This window comes from Variovorax sp. 10N420, assembly GCF_056394705.1.
The window spans coordinates 146926-165402 of record NZ_JBFTIJ010000003.1; the positions used below are offsets into that span (position 1 = coordinate 146926).

The following is an 18477-nucleotide window of genomic DNA, read 5'->3' on the forward strand; positions in this document are numbered from 1 at the left end:
TTCTTGCCTGCTTCACGCCAGCGCGTCGACCACCTGCTCGTCCGAGGGCTCGAGCGCGGCAAGCGGGATGCGATCCATTCGGGTTGCCAACGTGTCGAAGAATCCGGCCACCGCGCGCAGCTGCGCGTCGCAATCTTCGATGGCGTTCATCGCACCGCGGAATTCCTCGCCGCCCGGAAGCGCACGCACATACCAGCCGATGTGCTTGCGCGCCGTGCGAACGCCGCTGTAGTCGCCGTAGAGGGCGTAGTGCTGTTGGAGATGCTCGAGCATCAGGCGCCTTACCTCCGCGATCAGCGGCGGCGCAAGGTGCGTTCCCGTTTCCAGAAAATGCGCGATCTCGCGAAAGATCCAGGGCCGACCTTGCGCGGCCCTGCCGACCATCACCGCATCGGCGCCGGTGGCGGCAAGCACGTCGCGTGCCTTCTCCGGTGAGGTGATGTCGCCGTTGGCAACGACCGGAATGCACACCGCTGCCTTGACCGCCGCGATCGTGTCGTACTCCGCATGTCCCTTGTAACCCTGCTCGCGCGTGCGCCCATGAACGGTGAGCATCTTCACGCCGGCCTGCTCGAATCGCCGCGCCAGCGTCACCGCGTTGCGACGATCGTCGCTCCATCCGGTGCGCATCTTGAGCGTGACAGGGACGTTGTGCGGTGCAGCAGCCTTGACCACGGCTTCGGCAATCTCGAGCGCCAGCGGCTCGTCGCGCATCAACGCCGAACCGGCCCACTTGTTGCACACCTTCTTGGCAGGGCAACCCATGTTGATGTCGATGATCTGTGCGCCACGGTCAATGTTGTATTGCGCGGCCTCGAACATCATGTCCGCGTCGGTGCCGGCGATCTGCACCGAGATCGGGCCGGGCTCGCCATCGTGATTTGCACGGCGCGAGGTCTTGAGAGTGCCCCACAGTTCCTTGCGCGACGTGACCATCTCGCTGACTGCATAGCCTGCGCCGAGCTCGCGGCACAGCATGCGAAACGGCCGATCGGTGACGCCCGCCATGGGCGCGACGAACAGGCGGTTTTCCAGCGCGATGTTGCCGATGTGCAAGGTCATTGGGAGAAGTCGCGCGCGCTGGGCTGCTGAAAAATGAGGCACGATTGTAGCGGCCGCGCGGTGTGCCGGCTGAAACGATTTGCACCTTGACCGGGGCCAGATGGCGTGTCTGCAACACCTGGCATCCATACTTGCACCTACACGCCGTTGTGTCTGCGGCTTTCTATACTGCAGCGCACATGCAAGACTGGCTCGACTCACTCATGGCGCTCCTGGCGCTTCCTCAATATGGGTTGAGCACGGTATTCATCGCCGCTTTCGTATCAGCGACATTGCTGCCCGTCGGGTCGGAACCGGTGCTGTTCGGGCTACTCAAGCTCAACCCCGAACTGTTCTGGCCGGCGATCTTCATTGCGACGCTCGGCAATACCTTGGGCGGCGGCGTCGACTGGTGGATGGGCTATGGCGCGCACAAGGTTGCCGACAAATATTCGCACTCGAAACACCATCTGCGCGTGCTCGGTTGGCTGGAACGCCTCGGGCCGAAAGCGTGCCTGCTGAGCTGGCTACCGATCGTCGGCGATCCCCTTTGCGCAGTCGCCGGCTGGCTCAAGCTGCCCTTCTGGCCTTGCCTCGGCTACATGGCCATTGGCAAGTTCGCGCGCTACATCACAATGACCGTCGCGCTGCTGCACATGTGGCCGAGCTGAGGCCGTGATCAGCTCAAGAGCCCGTACGGACCACCGCGCTCCAGCGCGCGTTGATAGGCCGGCCGCGCATGAATGCGCTCGAGATAGGACATCAGCCTGGGTCGCGAGCCATTGAGCCCGCCGCGCACGGCGGCGGCTTCCGCCGGAAAACTCATCTGGATATCGGCTCCAGTGAACGCGTCGCCTGCAAACCATTCGCTCCTGCCGAGCTCACCTTCCATGAAGTCCAGATGGCTCTTGATGTTCGGCATGATGAACGCCGTCTTGGCCTTTTGGGCGATGGCCTTTGCGATCGGCTTCGCGAAGAAGGGCATCCTGGATTTCTCGACCCTGTCGAACATCAGCTTGAGCAGAAGCGGCGGCATGGCCGAACCTTCTGCATAGTGAAGCCAATAGCGATAGCGCACGGCTTCAGGCGAGCCAGCGGCCGGAGCGAGCTTGCCGTTGCCATAGCGCTCGATCAAGGTTTCGACGATGGCTCCCGATTCAGCGAGCGTCAACCCATCGTCGGTCGTCACCACCGGCGACTTCCCCAACGGATGCACTGCGCGCAGCGACGGCGGTGCGAGCATCGTCTCAGTGTCGCGCTGGTAATGCACGATGTCGTAAGGAAGCGCCAGCTCTTCCAGCAACCAGAGGACGCGCTGCGAGCGCGAGTTGTTGAGGTGATGGACCGTGATCATGAATGCCTTGATGCTGCGCAGGCTTCAGGAACTGAACAGGAAATTCATCACGTCGCCATCCTTGACCACGTATTCCTTGCCTTCCGCGCGCATCTTGCCCGCGTCCTTGGCGCCCTGTTCACCCTTGCACGCAATAAAGTCGTTGAAGGAAATCGTCTGGGCCCGGATGTATCCCTTCTCGAAATCGGTGTGGATCACGCCGGCCGCCTGTGGGCCCGTGTCGCCGATGTGGATGGTCCAGGCTCGCACTTCCTTCACGCCAGCGGTGAAGTAAGTCTGCAATCCGAGCAACGTATAAGCCGCGCGGATGAGGCGATTCAGGCCCGGCTCTTCTTGGCCGATCTCGGCAAGGAACATCTTGCGATCTTCATCGTCCATGTCCGCGAGTTCGGCCTCGATCTTGGCGCAGATGGCAACGACCGGCGCATTCTGCGCTGCCGCATATTCGCGCAGGCGATCCAGGAACGGGTTGTTCTCGAAGCCATCTTCGGCGACGTTGCCGACAAACATCGCAGGCTTGGCCGTGATCAGCGAGAACTGCTTGATCAGCGGCTTGTCTTCCTTGCTGAATTCGACGGCACGAACCGGCTTGTTCTCGTTCAGCGCGGCCTGGCATTTTTCGAGCAGCGCGACGAGCTTGATCGCCTCCTTGTCGCCCGAGCGCGCGGTCTTGGTGTGGCGGTGCAAGGCTTTCTCGACGGTCGACAGGTCCGCCAGGCACAGTTCGGTCTGGATCACCTCGATATCGGAGATGGGGTCGACCTTGCCGGCGACGTGAATCACGTTGTCGTCTTCAAAGCAGCGCACGACGTTCACGATCGCGTCGGTTTCGCGGATGTGGGCGAGGAACTGGTTGCCAAGTCCTTCGCCCTGGCTTGCGCCCGCGACAAGCCCCGCAATGTCGACGAACTCGACGATGGCCGGCACGATGCGCTCGGGCTTCACGATCTCCGCCAATTCGGCGAGCCGCGGGTCTGGTACCTCGACCACGCCGACGTTCGGCTCGATCGTGCAGAAGGGATAGTTTTCAGCCGCGATGCCTGCCTTGGTCAACGCGTTGAAGAGGGTGGACTTGCCGACGTTGGGCAGGCCGACGATGCCGCACTGGAGACTCATGGCGGGGGCTTTCAGAAATCTTTGGGGGAATCGGCGATTTTAGGCGCGCCGCCTTTAGCGAGCCGAACGCCCGCGCCCGTCCTCATTCGAAGCGGAGATTGGCGCCCACGGGCTGCCCGACCCGCAAGGTGTGCTCAACGCCCTGCAACACGATTGCGTTCATGCCAAAGGTGATGGCGCCGTTCACGCGCGCGTCGGCGCGATACGTCCGCAGCGCGTCGCTCACCTCGGGGCTGCTCACGCCTGTTTCGGTATCGATGTCGGGAATCGAGCAGCGTGTGCACGGCTTGACAGGCCGGAGGTTGACCTCGCCTTCGCCCGTGATGACATGCATTGCATCGACGCGGTCTTCGTCATGCGCCTCGGTACCCGCGAGCACCAGATTGGGCCGGAAGCGCTCGATGCCCACCGGGGCATGGCCCGCGGCCGCGAGTCTTGCGTTCAGTTCGGCAAGCGATCCTTCGCTGATCACGAGCAAGGGATAACCGTCGGCGAACTGGTTGAGGGCCTCGATACCGTCCGTCCAGTCGAGGCTCGACAGCCTCCGTTGCTCCGGATCGAAACGGACCATGCGCAGCTTTCGCGGTTGGCCTGGTTCCGAGAGGAAGTCGCTGAACCATTGCGCAGCGAGATCGCCCATGTCGTAGGCGGCGATCTTGTCCTTCCAGACACGCACGCGCGTCGGCGCTTCGACGCGATCGAAGGCAATGTGCAAGGCCAGCATGCCAGGCGCCCGCAGCACCATTTCGGTGTGCCTGAGTTGCGGCCTGATCAGCGCCATGCGCGGCAATTCGCGCTGCGTCACGAATTCGCCTGCCTCGTCGACAACCATCCAGGCGCGATCGAACTCAAGCCCTGTTTCGATGACGAGCGCTTCCGTGACCTCCACGCCAGCGCACGATTTCACCGGATAGACGAAGAGGCGCGCGATTCTGGCCTGGAGATCAAAGTCGGAGATATTCACGGGCGGTTCCTTGGGTCCATGGTCAAGAGCCGCGATTCTCCCGCACAGCGGCACTGGCAAAGGCTCCTCCTACAATGCCGCGATGGCTCTTCCTCCCGAAGTTTGCATTCGCGGCGCCGGCATCGTCGGCCGCACACTGGCGTTGCTGCTGGCCCGCGAGCGCGTGCGCGTGGCGCTGGTAGCGCCTGCCGCTGCGCCAGCCACGGAAGACGTGCGCGCCTATGCGCTCAACACGGCTTCGAAGACCCTGCTCGAGTCCCTGCGGGCCTGGCCCGACGCGGCGCATTCCATGCCGGTACGCGAGATGCTCGTCTACGGTGACGAAGGCGGCCGCGTTCAGTTCAGCGCGGCGCGCCAGAAGGTCGACGCCCTGGCATGGATCGTCGACGTCCCGGCGCTCGAACAGCAATTGAGCGATGCAGTGCGCTTTCAGCCCCGCATCGAAGTCGTGACGGAGCCGGTGCCGGCGTCCCTCACCGTGGTATGCGAAGGGCGCGCAAGCGCCACTCGCGAAACGCTCGGGGTGAGCTACGAAGTCACGCGCTATCCCCAACACGCGATCGCAGCACGGCTCGAAGCCGACAGGCCGCACGACGGCATTGCACGCCAGTGGTTCAACGACAAGGGCGAAGTGCTGGCGCTGCTGCCGCTCGCGGATGCGAACCGCGCCGCAGACGCGCACGCCTTTGACCGCTCGCTGGCGCTGGTATGGTCGGTCGACCAACTGAGAGCGCCCACTCTACTCGCCCAGGGAGAGGACGAATTCAGCGCGGCCCTGCGCGAAGCCACTCATGACTCGCTCGGTGCGCTCACACTCACCAGCCAACGCGCCGCTTGGCCCTTGCAACGCGCCATCGCCGACCGATGGACGGGGCGGCTCGGCGATGGGTCGGCCTGGGCGCTTGCCGGCGATGCAGCGCACACCGTGCATCCGCTCGCGGGCCAGGGCCTGAATCTCGGCCTTGCCGACGTGGCCGCGCTGGCGGAAGTGATCAAGACGCGCGACTATTGGCGCGGCGTCGGAGACGCACGGCTGTTGCGCCGCTACGAACGTTCGCGCCGCACCGACGTGCTGTCGATGAGCCTCGCCACGGACGGACTTCAACAACTCTTCGCCCACAGCGCCGATCCCTTACCGGCGCTGCGTAACTGGGGCATGCGCGGGTTCGACCGCACACGGCTCGTCAAGAACTGGATCGCACGTCAGGCCATGGGCCTGCAATGAACGTCGGAACACCCTCATGAAACCACTCGCGCGCCCTCTTCTTCGTCCTCTCCTCTCGGCAATGGCCTTCCTTGCCTTGGGCCACGCGTTGACGGCCTCCGCCGGGGAAGCCGAAATCCGCAAGAACCTGGCAGAGCGCATTCCGCAGTTCGCCAAGATCGACGAAGTCACCAAGTCGCCGGTTCCGGGCCTCTATGAAGTGCGCGTCAACGGCTTCGAGATCTTCTATACCGACGAGCAGGGCAATTACCTGCTGCAGGGCAATCTCATCGATGTGAAGCAACGCAGGAACCTCACCGAAGAGCGGGTCGAAAAGCTCAGCGAAGTCGCTTTCGACAAGCTGCCGATGAAGGACGCCATCAAGATCGTGCGCGGCAACGGAAAGCGCAGGCTGGCCGTGTTCGCGGACCCGAATTGCGGCTATTGCAAGCAGTTCGAGCGCGACATGACCAAGGTCGACAACGTCACCATCCAACTCTTCCTGTACCCGGTGCTGGGTCCGGATTCGGTCGTCAAGGCACGCAACATCTGGTGCGCCAAGGACAAGGCCAAGGCCTGGAACGACTGGATGCAACGCGGCGTGACACCTGACGCCGGCGAATGCGACACCGCGGCACTCACGCGCAATCGCGAGTTCGGCCAGAAATACAACATCACCGGCACGCCGACGCTCATCTTCAGCGACGGCACGCGTGCACCGGGTGCCATCCCGGCCGCGCAGGTCGAAAAGCAACTTGCCGCTCTCAATTGATGGCTTCGCCGGCCATCCACTACCGCGTGGAGTGCGCGGATCGGAACGCGCATCTGTTCAGCGTCACATTGACGATCGACAAGCCGGCCGCGCTGCAGCGCGTCGACTTGCCGGTCTGGATTCCGGGCAGCTACCTGGTGCGCGAATTCTCGAAGAACCTGCAGAACCTGCGGGCCACGCAGGGGCGGCGCAAGCTTGCGACGCACCAGATCGACAAATGCAGCTGGCAGATTGAATGCGTGCCCGAAAAGGCTCTGGAGCTGCGCTATGAGGTCTGCGCCTACGACAACTCCGTGCGCACGGCATGGCTCGATGCCGATCGCGGGTTCTTCAACGGCACCAGCCTCTGCCTGAGGGTCGAGGGCCTGACCGAGGTGCCACACGGGATCGACTTGGTTGCGCCCGCGACGCCGAAGGACGGCGCTCGCTGGTCGTGCGCCACGGCGCTGAAGCCCCAGCGGATCGATCGCCATGGCTTCGGCAACTATCTCGCATCCGGCTACGACGAACTGGCCGACAGCCCGGTCGAAATGGGCGCGTTCTGGAGTGCCGAATTCGAAGCCTGCGGCGTACCGCATCGCTTCGTCGTCGCTGGCGCGCCGGCTTCCTTCGACGGCGAGCGGCTGCTGGCCGACGCCCAGGCGATCTGCGAGACGCAGATGCGCTTCTGGCATGGCGACAAGGTCGGCAAACGAAACGGACCGAAGCCGCCGCATAACCGCTACGTATTCATGCTCAACGCGGTGGACGACGGCTATGGAGGCCTTGAGCACCGACACTCGACAGCCCTCATCTGCACGCGCCGCGACTTGCCGCAAGTCGGGGCCCGCAAGCAGCCCGATGGCTACACCACGCTGCTCGGCCTGATCAGCCATGAGTACTTCCACACCTGGAACGTGAAGCGCATGCGGCCGGCCGAGTTCTCGCGCTATGACTACGCGCACGAAAACTACACGCGCCTGCTGTGGCTCTTCGAAGGTTTCACCAGCTACTACGACGACCTGCTGCTGCGCCGCGCCGGTCGCATCGACGACGCGAGCTATCTCAAGCTGCTCAACAAGACGATCAACCAGGTGCTCCAGACGCCGGGGCGGGTCGTTCAGTCGGTGGCGGAGGCGAGCTTCGATGCGTGGGTCAAGTACTACCGACAGGACGAGCAGACAGCCAACACCACCGTGAGCTACTACACGAAGGGCGCGCTGGTCGCGCTGTGCTTCGACCTCACGCTTCGCTCCGAAGGCAAGGGCACGCTCGACCAGGCCATGCGTCTGCTGTGGAAGAACAGCGATGGCGGCCCCATCGATGAAGACGACTTCGCCGCCGCGCTCGAAGCGGTCGGCGGCCGATCATTTGCTACGGAAATCGCAAGCTGGGTCCATTCGACGGACGAATTGCCCTTGTCCGATTTGCTGCGGGCGCACGGCGTGGCCACGCTCGACGACCCGGCCCAACGCGCGCAGGAACTCGGCCTGAGAGTGGCCGAGTCGAACGGCAGCGTGCAAGTCAAGACCGTGCTGCGCGGCGGCGCGGCCGAGCAAGCGGGCTTTTCGGCCAACGACGAATGGATCGGGATCGAATTGCCGGCGAGCAAGGGGCGGCCGGCTCAGGCATGGCGGCTCGCTCGCCTCGACGATCTTGCCCTGTACCTGGGCACGGCCAGGAAGCTGACAGCGCTCGTGGCACGTGATCGCCGCTTGCTGCGCCTGCCGCTCACAATGCCCACGGGCGTGACGACGTGGCGCCTTTTCGCGCAGGATTCCGTCAAGCTTTCCGGCTGGCTGAGTCGCGCCTAGGCTTACGGCCTGTCGCCGCCTGCGGACTGTTCAAACAAAGGAGATACGCATGAACTACGAGAACATCGAAGTGCGGGTCGAAGCCGAAAAGGTCGGCATCATCACGCTCAACCGCCCCAAGGCACTGAACGCGCTCAACGACGCGTTGATGACCGAGCTGGGTCAGGCACTGAAGGACTTCGACGCGAATTCCGCCATAGGCTGCATCATCGTCACCGGCAGTGAGCGCGCATTCGCGGCCGGTGCGGACATCTCCGCCATGGCCAAGTACACCTTCCTGGATGCCTACAAAGGCGACTTCATCACACGCAACTGGGAAATCATCCGGCAGATTCGCAAGCCGGTGATCGCTGCGGTCGCGGGTTTTGCGCTTGGCGGCGGTTGCGAACTGGCAATGATGTGCGACTTCATCATCGCGGCCGATAACGCGAAGTTCGGGCAACCCGAAATCAAGATCGGCGTGATCCCCGGCGCGGGCGGCACGCAGCGGCTGCCACGCGCGGTCGGCAAATCCAAGGCCATGGACATGGCGCTCACGGCCCGAATGATGGATGCGGCCGAAGCGGAGCGCGCCGGGCTGGTGAGCCGCGTCGTTCCCGTCGACAAACTCGCCGAGGAAGCCCTTGGTGCTGCCCTGGTGATCGCAGGCTATTCGCAGATTGCCGTGATGGCCGCCAAGGAGTCGGTCAACCGCGCTTTCGAAAGCGGCTTGTCAGATGGTGTGATGTTTGAACGGCGGTTGTTCCATGCGCTGTTCGCAACGGCGGATCAGAAGGAAGGCATGGATGCGTTCCTGAACAAGCGCGCTCCTGATTTCAAGCATCAGTAGCATCAAGCATCGGTGTGCGCACTCAGGGCGTCTGCGGCGACTCAGGCGCTGCCGATGCCTCTGGCTGCTGAACGGCATGGCTGAGCGCGTCCCGCAACGCGGACAGCGACGGACTGGAAGGCATTCCCGTCGCCGGCGGCGTCTTCCCCTCGCGCCAACGCACCTGCGAGCCCGCGATTTCGAAGACGGCGAGCACTTCGCCCTTGCGCTCCAGCGACACCCGCCACTCGGGCGCTGCTTTCAGTGTCTGAGCGCCGACCGCCGATATGGCGGCGGATCCAAGCAGGGCATTCAGGTCGCGTGCCTCTTCACGCGAGAAACTGTGAGACTCTCCGCCGCGCCGGCTGATCGTGATCCGACTCCATTGTGAGAGGGCCGCGAAGGTAGGAGGATCGGTCGCCTCGGTTCGGACCGATGAAGACGACGGGCGGCTCGCCGCAGGGGCTGCGGGCGGCGGTGGGGCATCGGCGGGCCTTGGCGCGGATGTTTCAGCTCCCTTCGGGGGCGTGCCGGGTGGCGAATCTGGCAAAACCAGCCGCGCGACGGTGTTCGACGGCGGCACCGGCGCAGGCTTGGTCGGAGGGAGCGGGCTTCCGGCTCGCTGATTTTCCGCGGTGGCTGGGCGCGGCGGCTCTGGTCGAGGCGTCGGCTGAGGGGCGATGCTTACTGGCGCTGACGCTGGCTCCGCCGGCTGGGCGAGTTCAGCAAGCGGCGCGGAGTGGTTGACTGATCCGATGTCACCTGAAAGGGGAAGCGTGTTTGACTGCTGCTCGGCCTGCGGCGTCGGTGCAACCACCCGTGCTTCATTGACAGGACGCGGAATCGGAACGGGGTCGCGCTGCAAGAAGAACAATGCGACGACGGCAAGCAGCACCGCAACGACAGCCGCGCTTCGAAGCAGGCGTGAGCCTTTGCCTCTGCCCCTTTGGACGAACACACTTCCCCATCCGGAATGCGCCGCACGTTCGAGCTCAGCCTCGGCCTCTTCAGGATCCAGCGCACCCACGGCATCGTAGGCCCTCCTCAGGATGCCCTTGCGCAGCCGCCAGTCGGGCACGACGCTGTGGTCCGGCGCGTGTTCAAGCGCCCGCCACACCTGACGATCGTGCAGATCGTCTGCTCCCTCGTCGGCATCAGCGTCGACAACCGAGAGGTACCGTTCCATGCAAGCACGAAGCTTCTTCAGGCCGAAGCGCAGCCGGCTTCTGACCGTTTCGATGTCGACGTCGAGCGTGGTCTCCAGCACTTCCAACGTAAAGCCGGCCTCATGGCGCAACAGGAAGGCGGCACGCTGGTCCTCGGGCAGTTCGTTCAGGCAGGCCAGCAGCCGGCGGCCTGCCGCGCGCCAGAACGCAAGCTCTTCCATTGAAGGGGAAGAGGCATCGGCAGACTCGCTGCCGCCTTGCAGCAGTCCACGGCTGAACAGCCGAGCCGCCTCCAGTCCGTCGCCGTCTTCGTCGTGCGCATAGAAGGCGACCTCGTGACCACTGATCCGCAGCCGCTCGATGGCAAGGGTGTGCGCGACGGTGAAGGCCCAGGTGCGCCAAGCGATGCCTTGCGGCGAAAAACTCTCGCGCTCGGAGATGATGCGCGTCCAGGTCTCCTGGAACACCTCGTCCGCCTCAGGCGCGAGCCGAATGCCCAACAGGCGCCGGACGAACCGATACAACGCGCTTTCATGTCGTGCGTAAAGCAAGTCGAAGGCCGACGTGTCGCCGCCCACATAGGCAAGCGTCAGTTGATCGTCTGGCAGGGCTTCAAGGGAAACGGAAATCGCGTCGGGCGCAAGCATCCGCTGATTTTTACCTCACGTTGAACTCGCGAGGCTGTCGTGCGCTCGCCGAAAGAGTCCGCATCCCCATCGAGCGCTATAGGACAGCTCGGAAACAGCTATAATTTTGGGCTCGGCTCTTTAGCTCAGTCGGTTAGAGCGATGGAATCATAATCCACAGGTCCGCGGTTCGAGTCCGTGAAGAGCCACCAAGTACTGCGAGGAAACCCTGCTATCAGTTTGATAGCAGGGTTTTTTCTTTGGTGGGTTATGTAAGGGCGGATGTAAGACGCTCTTGAAGACGCTCAGCCGGCAGCCGCGCAGGCCGCGGCGGGCGTGCTTGGGAGCGCCGCCCGAAAGGGCTGACCGGAGTTGCGTTCGGAGCGCCGCCGCCGACCACGCTGTTTTGCAACTGCAGCAGGCTCGGTGTCAACGGTCGAAATCCGGCGCCGAGTCGGAAACGCATCGACAGGCTGACGAAAGGCGCGTTTTCGTGACGGCAAACTTCTAGGACGACGGGCCCTGATATCGAGCAAGCGTTTTCAAGCCCCGGCCTCGCGTGGGCTTTTTTTGCCTCGCCAGGCTCGGCGATGCGGCGATCGAGGCCAGCGCACATAGCCTTCACGGTTCGACCCAGCGGGCGAACGGGGCCGCATCGTCCTGCGCAGACTGCTGCCTTGGCGGCGGCTTCTTCTTCGGCCGCAGCGCGGGCGCTTCGGCGTCGCCATAAGGCGATCGGCCAGCGCGTCGAGCCATCCCTCGCGCTGCGGTTCGGGAGGATCTAGCGGGCTCAGTGGCGTTCAGGATCGTAACTACGACGAGGGGCCTGCACCTGCCGGCAAAGACGCATGCGCTGCGCCGCTGGAACGACTTCATCGCGGACTTGGCGATCGGCGCTGTTGAAGAAGGCAATGTGTACCAGCTTCCGACGGCGATGGCGGCGTAGCGGCCCACACGATCGCGGATGAGCGTGTCGTGACGCCACACTGCGCCGGTAACTCTCCGGTTACGGCGTCCGCAAGGGCGTTTCAAGCCCGCTTCGTGCGGGCTATTTTTTCCCGGCGCGAGCTGGCTTGAATGAGGCCGGCGCACCAACCGACAAAGTTGGGCCTCACAGTTGTTGGCCGCTCGGGCTCAGCGAAATCAAGCACCTGCGCACCAACTGCGACCGGCATGCTTGCCGAACGGGGGTTCAAAGTTGCTGCGCCTTTCCGGCGCTTTGTTCTTGCTGGCCGATGAAACCGTCCGGTCTAGCGACGGACCCGTACAGCCAGTATGGGCCCGTTACAGACTGTGGCCCTGCGCAGGCCGATGACCGCTGTGCAGCGATTTCTGTCGTTGATTCACAGCAACCTCGATTCACCATCTGACAACGATGCCGACTCTCACGTGTGCGAACAATTTTTTGGCGGTGAATGTGCTGCGTCAGAACTCGACGGTGTAGCTCCACAAACGCTTGAGCCCGGTAGTGGTCTCCCGCGAATAAGTGCTGCATTCAGGAAGGAGTATTGAAACCCCGCCGCGCAGGCGACCTTCTAGCTGCCAGTACAGCGCAAATCCCAAGGTTTGAACTTTGGTTGCCAAGGGTGACAGGTAGATATTCGCCGGCGCGCCTTGCCGATCCACCTCGTCAACAATTGAGCGCAACGCCGCCGCCGTCGAAAAGGGATCGTTGGCCGGAGCAAATCGGCGCTTTGTGATCCATTGTTCAGGCACCGCCACTTCCCCACTGGATGCCGCTCGGATCGCGCTCTGTTGATACATATCTGGACTGAGCGAGGGGAAAGCGAAAAGAGGGTAGACCTCGGCACCGTCCTTATGTGCTGCAACCTCTGAGATCAGCTTAGAGTCATATCCAACCCCAATGACAAGCACATTTCGGGCGCTTGGGTCGGGGCTGCCGCCGGTGCCTCTAACCGGCCGGACCACTCCAGAAGTTCTTGTGCTAAATGCGGTATTCTCCTGCTTCTTATATGCCTGCGGCTCGGAATACAAGACGGTAAATTCGGTTAGCCCTATGCTTGCGAGCTTTGGTACCAAGAACGCTAAGACGTGACGCATGAAGCCGGTCGCGTCAATACATAGCGATTTGTCTTTGAGCTCGCCCAAACGGTCGAGCAGCGCCTTAACTTGGACCACCTCATCGACACCAGGGGGAGTTAGCGTTTCCTGGCCAGCTGGCAGGTCGAGAGGTGTGTATTGATACTCCGGATGGATTAGCCATACCTTACGGTCCGCACGCACATCGTTAAAGACGCCACCGATGCGATCACTCGAGTTAAATGCTGACACGAAGACATCGAATTTTTCGAGCTCTGCGCTAATCTTGTTGACACGAATCGGTCGCCGGTAGTAAATCGAATAGTCGAGCATGTTCAGAACAAAGTGGGCTGAGAATCCGGTTCAGGCTTTTTGAACGGGTTGTTCCAACGTGAGTCCAGCGCCTTTAGCAGTACATCGAACTCGCTCGTGTGACCGGGCCCAAAAATCGCGCAGCTAAGCTCCTTGCCAAGTGACAGGTCTCCCCTGCGGCCGATCGACAAGCCCCATCTCGGGGAGAGTAACGGGTTGAGCTGCGCCTTCTTTAGGACCTTTTGGCTGTTGCGATCAGGGCGTCCACTTGGCACTTCAAACAGCATGGAGTAGTTGAGCGCCGAATTCAAAGTGGCCCGGGCATCGTCGTTCAGTTCCTCAATCGCAAAGCTCACGGCGAGTGGCGAGACTTCCGGGATACTTAGCGCAAATCGGGCCGTTCGCAGCGTCAAAGCCAGTTTCGTAATGGCCTCCCTGGCCTGTTCAGCCATTCCTCCGTAGTTCGTATCACTTTCAAGAAGGAACCGAGCTGCTTCAATCGCTGCCTCGGTTTGTAATCTGACGGATAGCTTCTGCCCTTTGTTAAAGGTCATCTCCCTAAATGCCGCCATCTCATGCATTCGACCTAGAACGATGAGCAGGTTCCGGGGGTTGCCCGATGACATTTTCACAAAGGTCTCAAAACCGGCGTAGATAGGGCCACCGACCTTTGACTCACGACATAGCTGAGCGAACAGGTCCTTTGAGTAGTGCTGATAGGCAGTGGCGTAGGTTCCTCGAGCTCCTTTACCCTGACACGCGACAAGCACTTCAGATGCTTCGCGTAGCTCTTGCGCAGTGTTAAACGCCGTTCCCGCCTTTCGATATTTTTTGCAAAATAAAAGGATGTTCAATCGCTGAAGAAGGACCGGCAGGCCAGAGATGAGGATGTCAGACACTCTGCGAGCGTCGTCTGCGTTCAACTTCACCTTTGGATCTGCATTGGCCAGGATAGCTGTGAGACGGCGCGCGAGATCTTGCGGCGTCGGCTCTATGCCGAGAGCATCGATGGCTTTCTCATAGAAAGCGCTTGAATCGACATCGTCAAGGTGTTCGGTGGGATCGAAGAAGCCTGACCTCTCTGCCCCATCACCAAGCTTTGCCACGCTCAACCTGCGCTTTACGAAAGCCTTCGCAAAATTTCCATAGCCTTGGTAGCCCCTGAGCAAGTCATCAAGGGTCGTCGTCTTGAACTCCGATCCCTCTCTGTTCTCCTCGCCCTTCGCCATAGTTGCCGTTGTCTTGATTGAGTAAAGGCGACCTGTGACACGAAAGGTGATAACACCCTCTGCGTACCGAATCAGCGAATTGAGCACCTCTTGTTGGAATGCCGAAAAATTTTCAATCTCATCGATCATGAAGATGAGTGAGACATCTGCAAGCGCTGGATGCCATTTTCGAAGTGCCAACCCTAACGGAGCACAAAGCCCACCGATCGAGAACGAGACCCGAACATCAAGCACGCCACTGAAGGCAGCGTTGTCGACCGCATGATCAATGTTGCGGCGCTCTCGTTGTAGCCAATCGGCGAACTGCGACAGTGAATTGAATGTTTCGTTCACCGCCCCATGCAAGCTACGAGTAAGCGCCTCGAGCACAGCGTGATCATCGAATTCCGACGTTGGAGACGTGACTTGAATGTCGGTGAGAGCCTCAAGCAGTCGCTGTGCGAGCCAAAGCTCTAGATAGATGCCAAAGAGCCTTTGCCATTTCGCCATATCAGCGGGGTCAGGCTCAAATCGTCCCGGATCCACGTTCGCCGCACGAATGAAAATACCCAGATACTTCTGTCGTGCTACCGTTTCAAGCCCCGACTCATTCGGGTACCTCAATCTTGCGACTTGATACGAGTGATAGCGCAGGAGATGCGTTTTCCCCGTGCCTTTGCCGCCGAGAATGTACTTGGACGTTCTTAGTCGCGGCTCAATGATTTTGTTGATCATGGGCGCGCCCAGCTCGACCCAAAGTTCGTGTATCTGGGCGTCGCTGAAGTCGGACGCTTTTACTAGGGCAAAAGGGTTCTGGCGCTCCGGGTCGTCCATTAGGCGTACTTCTTGTCAAATCGGGGAAAGATGGGATGCCACTGCGTTCGGGTCCCTTGATCCCAGAAGATTGGCAGCGTGTTGTCCGGTGTATTGTGGGCAAATGCAAGGAGGAGTTGGCCATCCTTGTAGCCTACAGGCAAGCGAGGCTGGAGGCTAGCTCCATACTGTCGCGCCATGGCCTGGAAGTCCACAGCATTGAACCATGCGGGCGAGTCTGCGAAATATCGCGCGTCTACGCTGAACGCTCGGAATGAAGAATCTAGTTCAAACAAGCACGTGGCACGGCCATCAAAAAGTTCCGGGACATTGAGTCGCTCAAGGCCTTCCGTAGTGGCAAACAAAGAAAGAAAACTAAGCTCAAAATTTGGATCACCCGCACGAATTCTATTTAGTTCCTCGGAAAGATACTGCCTTGCTTGAGTCCCAGATCCAACGATGTCATCGAAGAAAACGATTCGATTGACTGACGCGTCGCGAATTTTGTACTCAATCTCTCCAGCGCGCGTGCGGCTGGGCTTACTTGCAAAGGCGGACAGGAGATCGGCGAAGTAGTCCTTGGGCAAGCCGTTCACTTGCCGAAAAACGTACAGCAAGTGCGCGCCACTTTCAGCAGGGTTACCCAATCCGACGAACCGGGTGGCGGCCAATTGATCCTGATACTGTTTTCGCAGTAAAGGAACATCCTTAGTGTTTTTGAAGTTACGCCGAATTCGTTGCATGGTCGGCGCCTCGAAATGATCCCGATATAGCGCTTTTAGCATTTCTCTTGTTAACCTACGGCTAAAATACATGAAGCGGCTCAGCCCAAACAAAGCATGCAACTCTTCGGCTCGCTGGGGAGCGGTGGCACCGACGAAATTCTCGGCCCATGCTGTTATGTCCGACCATCGAACTTCGCCATCCCACGCCTGAGCTGCAAGGATCCTTAGTCGACGTTCACATTCAGCTAACGACATTGCGGGTTTTTTTAAAGACCAAAATACTCTCGCGTGCGATCGCCGCGGTGCCTCCGTTTCGTTTTGTCAAAAGGCCTCGTGATTTTATTCTGTCGTGGAGATGCAGCTCTAAAGACATTCCGAATTCATCCATGCATTCGGCGATAAATCTATCTGTAGCCATGGCAAGGCCACACACCGTATTGTTCCCGATCACAATTACGGCATGCCCTCCGATTGCGACAACACGTGAAATCTCCCGCAGCGAGCTCCTCAGCTCGCTTAGATAAGTTCGATTTATTCTCGCGCGGAGCGGGTGTATTTTCGAAACCTTGCGCAGGAATAACTCGAACGATCGACTGAACTTTGGAAGATGTTCAGCAACTGCGACGTGTTGGGGTAGGTGCTCTCGACCGATGGTTGCCTGTTCTATAAGGGACAGCTGCTGTGGCGAAGCGAGCCCGAGCCAGTTCAAAGATAGGCTCATTGAACGAACATACTTCTGCGCACTACCATACGGCGGAGACGTAACCACCAGATCGACAGTGCCTGCTCCTAGAGGGCCACCTTCTTCGTCTAACAGACTTCGCGCGTCGTCTCCAACAGCACGAGCTGCTATCCGATCGGGAAACTCTGCATTTGTTCGCACAATTCGCTGAATATTGGCAAGACAAACGTTTCCAAACTCCTCGAGATGATCTGCCGAATCAACCTTGTTGAGCCGTTGAGCAATTTCATTGTTAGCCGCAAGTGTGCGCCCAGCCTTTGCCTTGAGCCGAACCGGAACAGATATCGCCGGATCGGTATAGCTAAGCTTCCGGCAAGCGACTGAGAAGCACACGAGAAAGAAGTCGCGCATGTCATCGTCATCAACCTCAAAGACTGCTCGGCGCAGGATCTCCAATTCCTTCTTCCGCGATGCCGAGTACCACAGAGCGCTGTTCACAATATCAACTGCCGGTGCCGTTCTGTACCGACGCGCTCGACGGAGTATTTCGATTGCCTCTGTAAGCAGCTCGTCGGGCGAGTATGGAGTCGTCTTTACACGCGTCAGCAACCGTGCCATTGGATTCGCGTCGGCGACCAGCGCTTGGCGTCCGCTCATGCTAGCTTCGAGAGGCACCGTTCCAGAGCCGCAGAAGGGGTCCAGCACTCGAGAACCCACTCCAGACAGAGCGCTTGCTTGAACAAAAAAATGGGCAATGTGCGGCAGGAGCTTCGCCGGGTAGGAATGGATAAGATGAGTTCTTTGATCGCCAAGCTTCACCCAGCTGACCAGAGCGCGAAAGTCCGTGTTTACCGGCCTTCCTGACGCTTGGAACTGTCGCCGAAACTCCTCATATAGCAGTGAGGTGTCTACGCCGCCAGACCGCGGCGCCGTTCGAGCACGTTCCTGCGGCACCTGTTTTTCGTTTCTTTGCATAAGTTTGCTACCACCTCCTAGACCTCATTTTCCTCGAAGGCGAAGCCAATCCGTGAATGCGCTTAGCGCCAAGTCGATCGGCATACTTCGGCGTTCGCTTTCGATGGGAGCAGTCTATCGGGCAGTCGGCCTTGAAAGACTGGCCCCAGCCTAGACCTGCCGCTGGCTGCTTCGCGCCAAAGGACAGCTTTTGGCCGGGTGCAGTCCTAGGGACAGTGGCCCGAGCTAGGCCGACGAAGACGTGCGGGGCTTGGCGCTCCGTTACAGCTGCGCGACGCCAACTGAAACGGCTTCGGCTCCGTGTTCGGAGTCGAGCCAACTCTGGAACATTCCCAACGCTTCCGGCGTGCCATCAAGCACCCAAGTGTCATGCTTACACGCTGCGCAGTGGGCGGCGCCGGCCAGGCGCTTCCTTGAAGTCCGCGCACATCCATCGGATGAATTTCGGTCAGATCCGCCTTGCAGTTGTTGCACGTTACGTGCTCAGGAAGTTTTCTGCGCAAAGCACCGACAGCTTCCTCCTGGCGTTGTTCAAAAGTACCTCTTCGTTTTGCTTCGCCCATGACAGCCGCTCCGGTTTAGTCGGTCGTTTTGACTTCCCATCCTCCTTCGAGGGGGGCCGTGCGAAGCATGCCACTGAGGTCGCGATGCGGAAAAACTCCACGCCTGTGAGCCGGCCCGATCAACAACTTTGACCAAGGCTCAACAACTCTGAACACCAACAGACGACGCGGCAGGGAGCGCCACAGCGGCCCGAACGCGGCCCGGAGGTAGCCCCACCCGGCACCGGCCGCCACGCGCGCCACCGACCCGCTGATCGTGCGCGAGAATCACGGTCACGCGAAAAGTCGTGACTAAACAGTTGTAGGCCTCCCAGT

The 18477-nt window shown here is 60.6% G+C and carries 16 protein-coding genes and 1 tRNA gene; 8 read left to right on the top strand and 9 right to left on the bottom strand.

Annotated features, from left to right (window positions below):
- Positions 1–12: 12 nt before the first annotated feature.
- Positions 13–1062: a tRNA dihydrouridine synthase DusB gene (dusB, locus tag AC1DEK_RS08775; RefSeq protein WP_478124838.1), complete on the bottom strand. Its 1050-nt coding sequence runs from the start codon at positions 1060–1062 to the stop codon at positions 13–15.
- A gap of 179 nt (positions 1063–1241) precedes the next feature.
- Between dusB and AC1DEK_RS08780 the strand changes: the two genes are divergently transcribed.
- Positions 1242–1712 carry a YqaA family protein gene (locus tag AC1DEK_RS08780; RefSeq protein ID WP_478124839.1) on the top strand — a complete coding sequence of 157 codons (471 nt, stop codon included), beginning with the start codon at positions 1242–1244 and terminating at the stop codon, positions 1710–1712.
- Between the two features lie 8 nt (positions 1713–1720).
- Here AC1DEK_RS08780 and AC1DEK_RS08785 read toward each other — a convergent pair whose 3' ends face one another.
- The 3 genes from AC1DEK_RS08785 to AC1DEK_RS08795 all read right to left on the bottom strand — a co-directional run bounded on the left by AC1DEK_RS08785 (position 1721) and on the right by AC1DEK_RS08795 (position 4475).
- A complete protein-coding gene (locus AC1DEK_RS08785; RefSeq protein ID WP_478124840.1) occupies positions 1721–2395 on the bottom strand; it encodes a glutathione S-transferase in 675 nt (224 codons plus the stop codon).
- Between the two features lie 24 nt (positions 2396–2419).
- The gene (ychF, locus tag AC1DEK_RS08790) at positions 2420–3511 is read right to left on the bottom strand and encodes a redox-regulated ATPase YchF (RefSeq protein ID WP_478124841.1); all 1092 of its coding nucleotides are present in this window, start codon (positions 3509–3511) and stop codon (positions 2420–2422) included.
- An 82-nt stretch (positions 3512–3593) separates the two neighbouring features.
- The gene (locus tag AC1DEK_RS08795) at positions 3594–4475 is read right to left on the bottom strand and encodes an MOSC domain-containing protein (protein ID WP_478124842.1); all 882 of its coding nucleotides are present in this window, start codon (positions 4473–4475) and stop codon (positions 3594–3596) included.
- Between the two features lie 82 nt (positions 4476–4557).
- Here AC1DEK_RS08795 and AC1DEK_RS08800 point away from each other — a divergent pair, with 82 nt between their 5' ends.
- From AC1DEK_RS08800 to AC1DEK_RS08815, 4 genes are read left to right on the top strand one after another with little or no spacing between them, the layout of a single operon-like run.
- The gene (locus AC1DEK_RS08800) at positions 4558–5700 is read left to right on the top strand and encodes an FAD-dependent monooxygenase (RefSeq protein WP_478124843.1); all 1143 of its coding nucleotides are present in this window, start codon (positions 4558–4560) and stop codon (positions 5698–5700) included.
- Positions 5701–5716: 16 nt separating this feature from the next.
- Positions 5717–6451, top strand: coding sequence for a DsbC family protein (locus AC1DEK_RS08805; protein WP_478124844.1), 735 nt, complete (start codon positions 5717–5719; stop codon positions 6449–6451).
- On the top strand, positions 6451–8244 hold the full coding sequence (locus AC1DEK_RS08810; RefSeq protein ID WP_478124845.1) for a M61 family metallopeptidase: 1794 nt from the start codon (positions 6451–6453) through the stop codon (positions 8242–8244). Before AC1DEK_RS08805 ends, AC1DEK_RS08810 begins: the two co-directional genes overlap by 1 nt.
- 49 nt (positions 8245–8293) lie before the next feature.
- Positions 8294–9073 (top strand): enoyl-CoA hydratase, encoded by a 780-nt coding sequence (locus tag AC1DEK_RS08815; RefSeq protein ID WP_478124846.1) that lies wholly within the window; start codon positions 8294–8296, stop codon positions 9071–9073.
- 22 nt (positions 9074–9095) lie between these two features.
- Here the strand turns inward: AC1DEK_RS08815 and AC1DEK_RS08820 are convergent, their stop codons facing one another.
- Entirely contained in the window at positions 9096–10865 is a 1770-nt protein-coding gene (locus tag AC1DEK_RS08820) for a sigma-70 family RNA polymerase sigma factor (RefSeq protein ID WP_478124847.1), read from the bottom strand.
- Between the two features lie 114 nt (positions 10866–10979).
- Between AC1DEK_RS08820 and AC1DEK_RS08825 the strand changes: the two genes are divergently transcribed.
- Together AC1DEK_RS08825 and AC1DEK_RS08830 are read left to right on the top strand one after the other, a co-directional pair.
- A tRNA-Met gene (locus AC1DEK_RS08825) sits at positions 10980–11056 on the top strand.
- A 581-nt stretch (positions 11057–11637) separates the two neighbouring features.
- Entirely contained in the window at positions 11638–11790 is a 153-nt protein-coding gene (locus AC1DEK_RS08830; RefSeq protein WP_478124848.1) for a hypothetical protein, read from the top strand.
- Positions 11791–12269: 479 nt separating this feature from the next.
- Here the strand turns inward: AC1DEK_RS08830 and AC1DEK_RS08835 are convergent, their stop codons facing one another.
- From AC1DEK_RS08835 to AC1DEK_RS08850, 4 genes are read right to left on the bottom strand one after another with little or no spacing between them, the layout of a single operon-like run.
- Positions 12270–13217, bottom strand: coding sequence for a hypothetical protein (locus AC1DEK_RS08835; RefSeq protein ID WP_478124849.1), 948 nt, complete (start codon positions 13215–13217; stop codon positions 12270–12272).
- A 2-nt stretch (positions 13218–13219) separates the two neighbouring features.
- A complete protein-coding gene (locus tag AC1DEK_RS08840; protein ID WP_478124850.1) occupies positions 13220–15238 on the bottom strand; it encodes an ORC-CDC6 family AAA ATPase in 2019 nt (672 codons plus the stop codon).
- The gene (locus AC1DEK_RS08845) at positions 15238–16197 is read right to left on the bottom strand and encodes a phosphoribosyltransferase-like protein (protein ID WP_478124851.1); all 960 of its coding nucleotides are present in this window, start codon (positions 16195–16197) and stop codon (positions 15238–15240) included. The genes AC1DEK_RS08840 and AC1DEK_RS08845 overlap by 1 nt, the downstream gene beginning before the upstream one ends.
- Positions 16184–17599 carry a hypothetical protein gene (locus AC1DEK_RS08850; RefSeq protein WP_478124852.1) on the bottom strand — a complete coding sequence of 472 codons (1416 nt, stop codon included), beginning with the start codon at positions 17597–17599 and terminating at the stop codon, positions 16184–16186. The genes AC1DEK_RS08845 and AC1DEK_RS08850 overlap by 14 nt, the downstream gene beginning before the upstream one ends.
- 413 nt (positions 17600–18012) lie before the next feature.
- Here AC1DEK_RS08850 and AC1DEK_RS08855 point away from each other — a divergent pair, with 413 nt between their 5' ends.
- Entirely contained in the window at positions 18013–18294 is a 282-nt protein-coding gene (locus AC1DEK_RS08855) for a hypothetical protein (RefSeq protein ID WP_478124853.1), read from the top strand.
- Positions 18295–18477 lie beyond the last annotated feature (183 nt).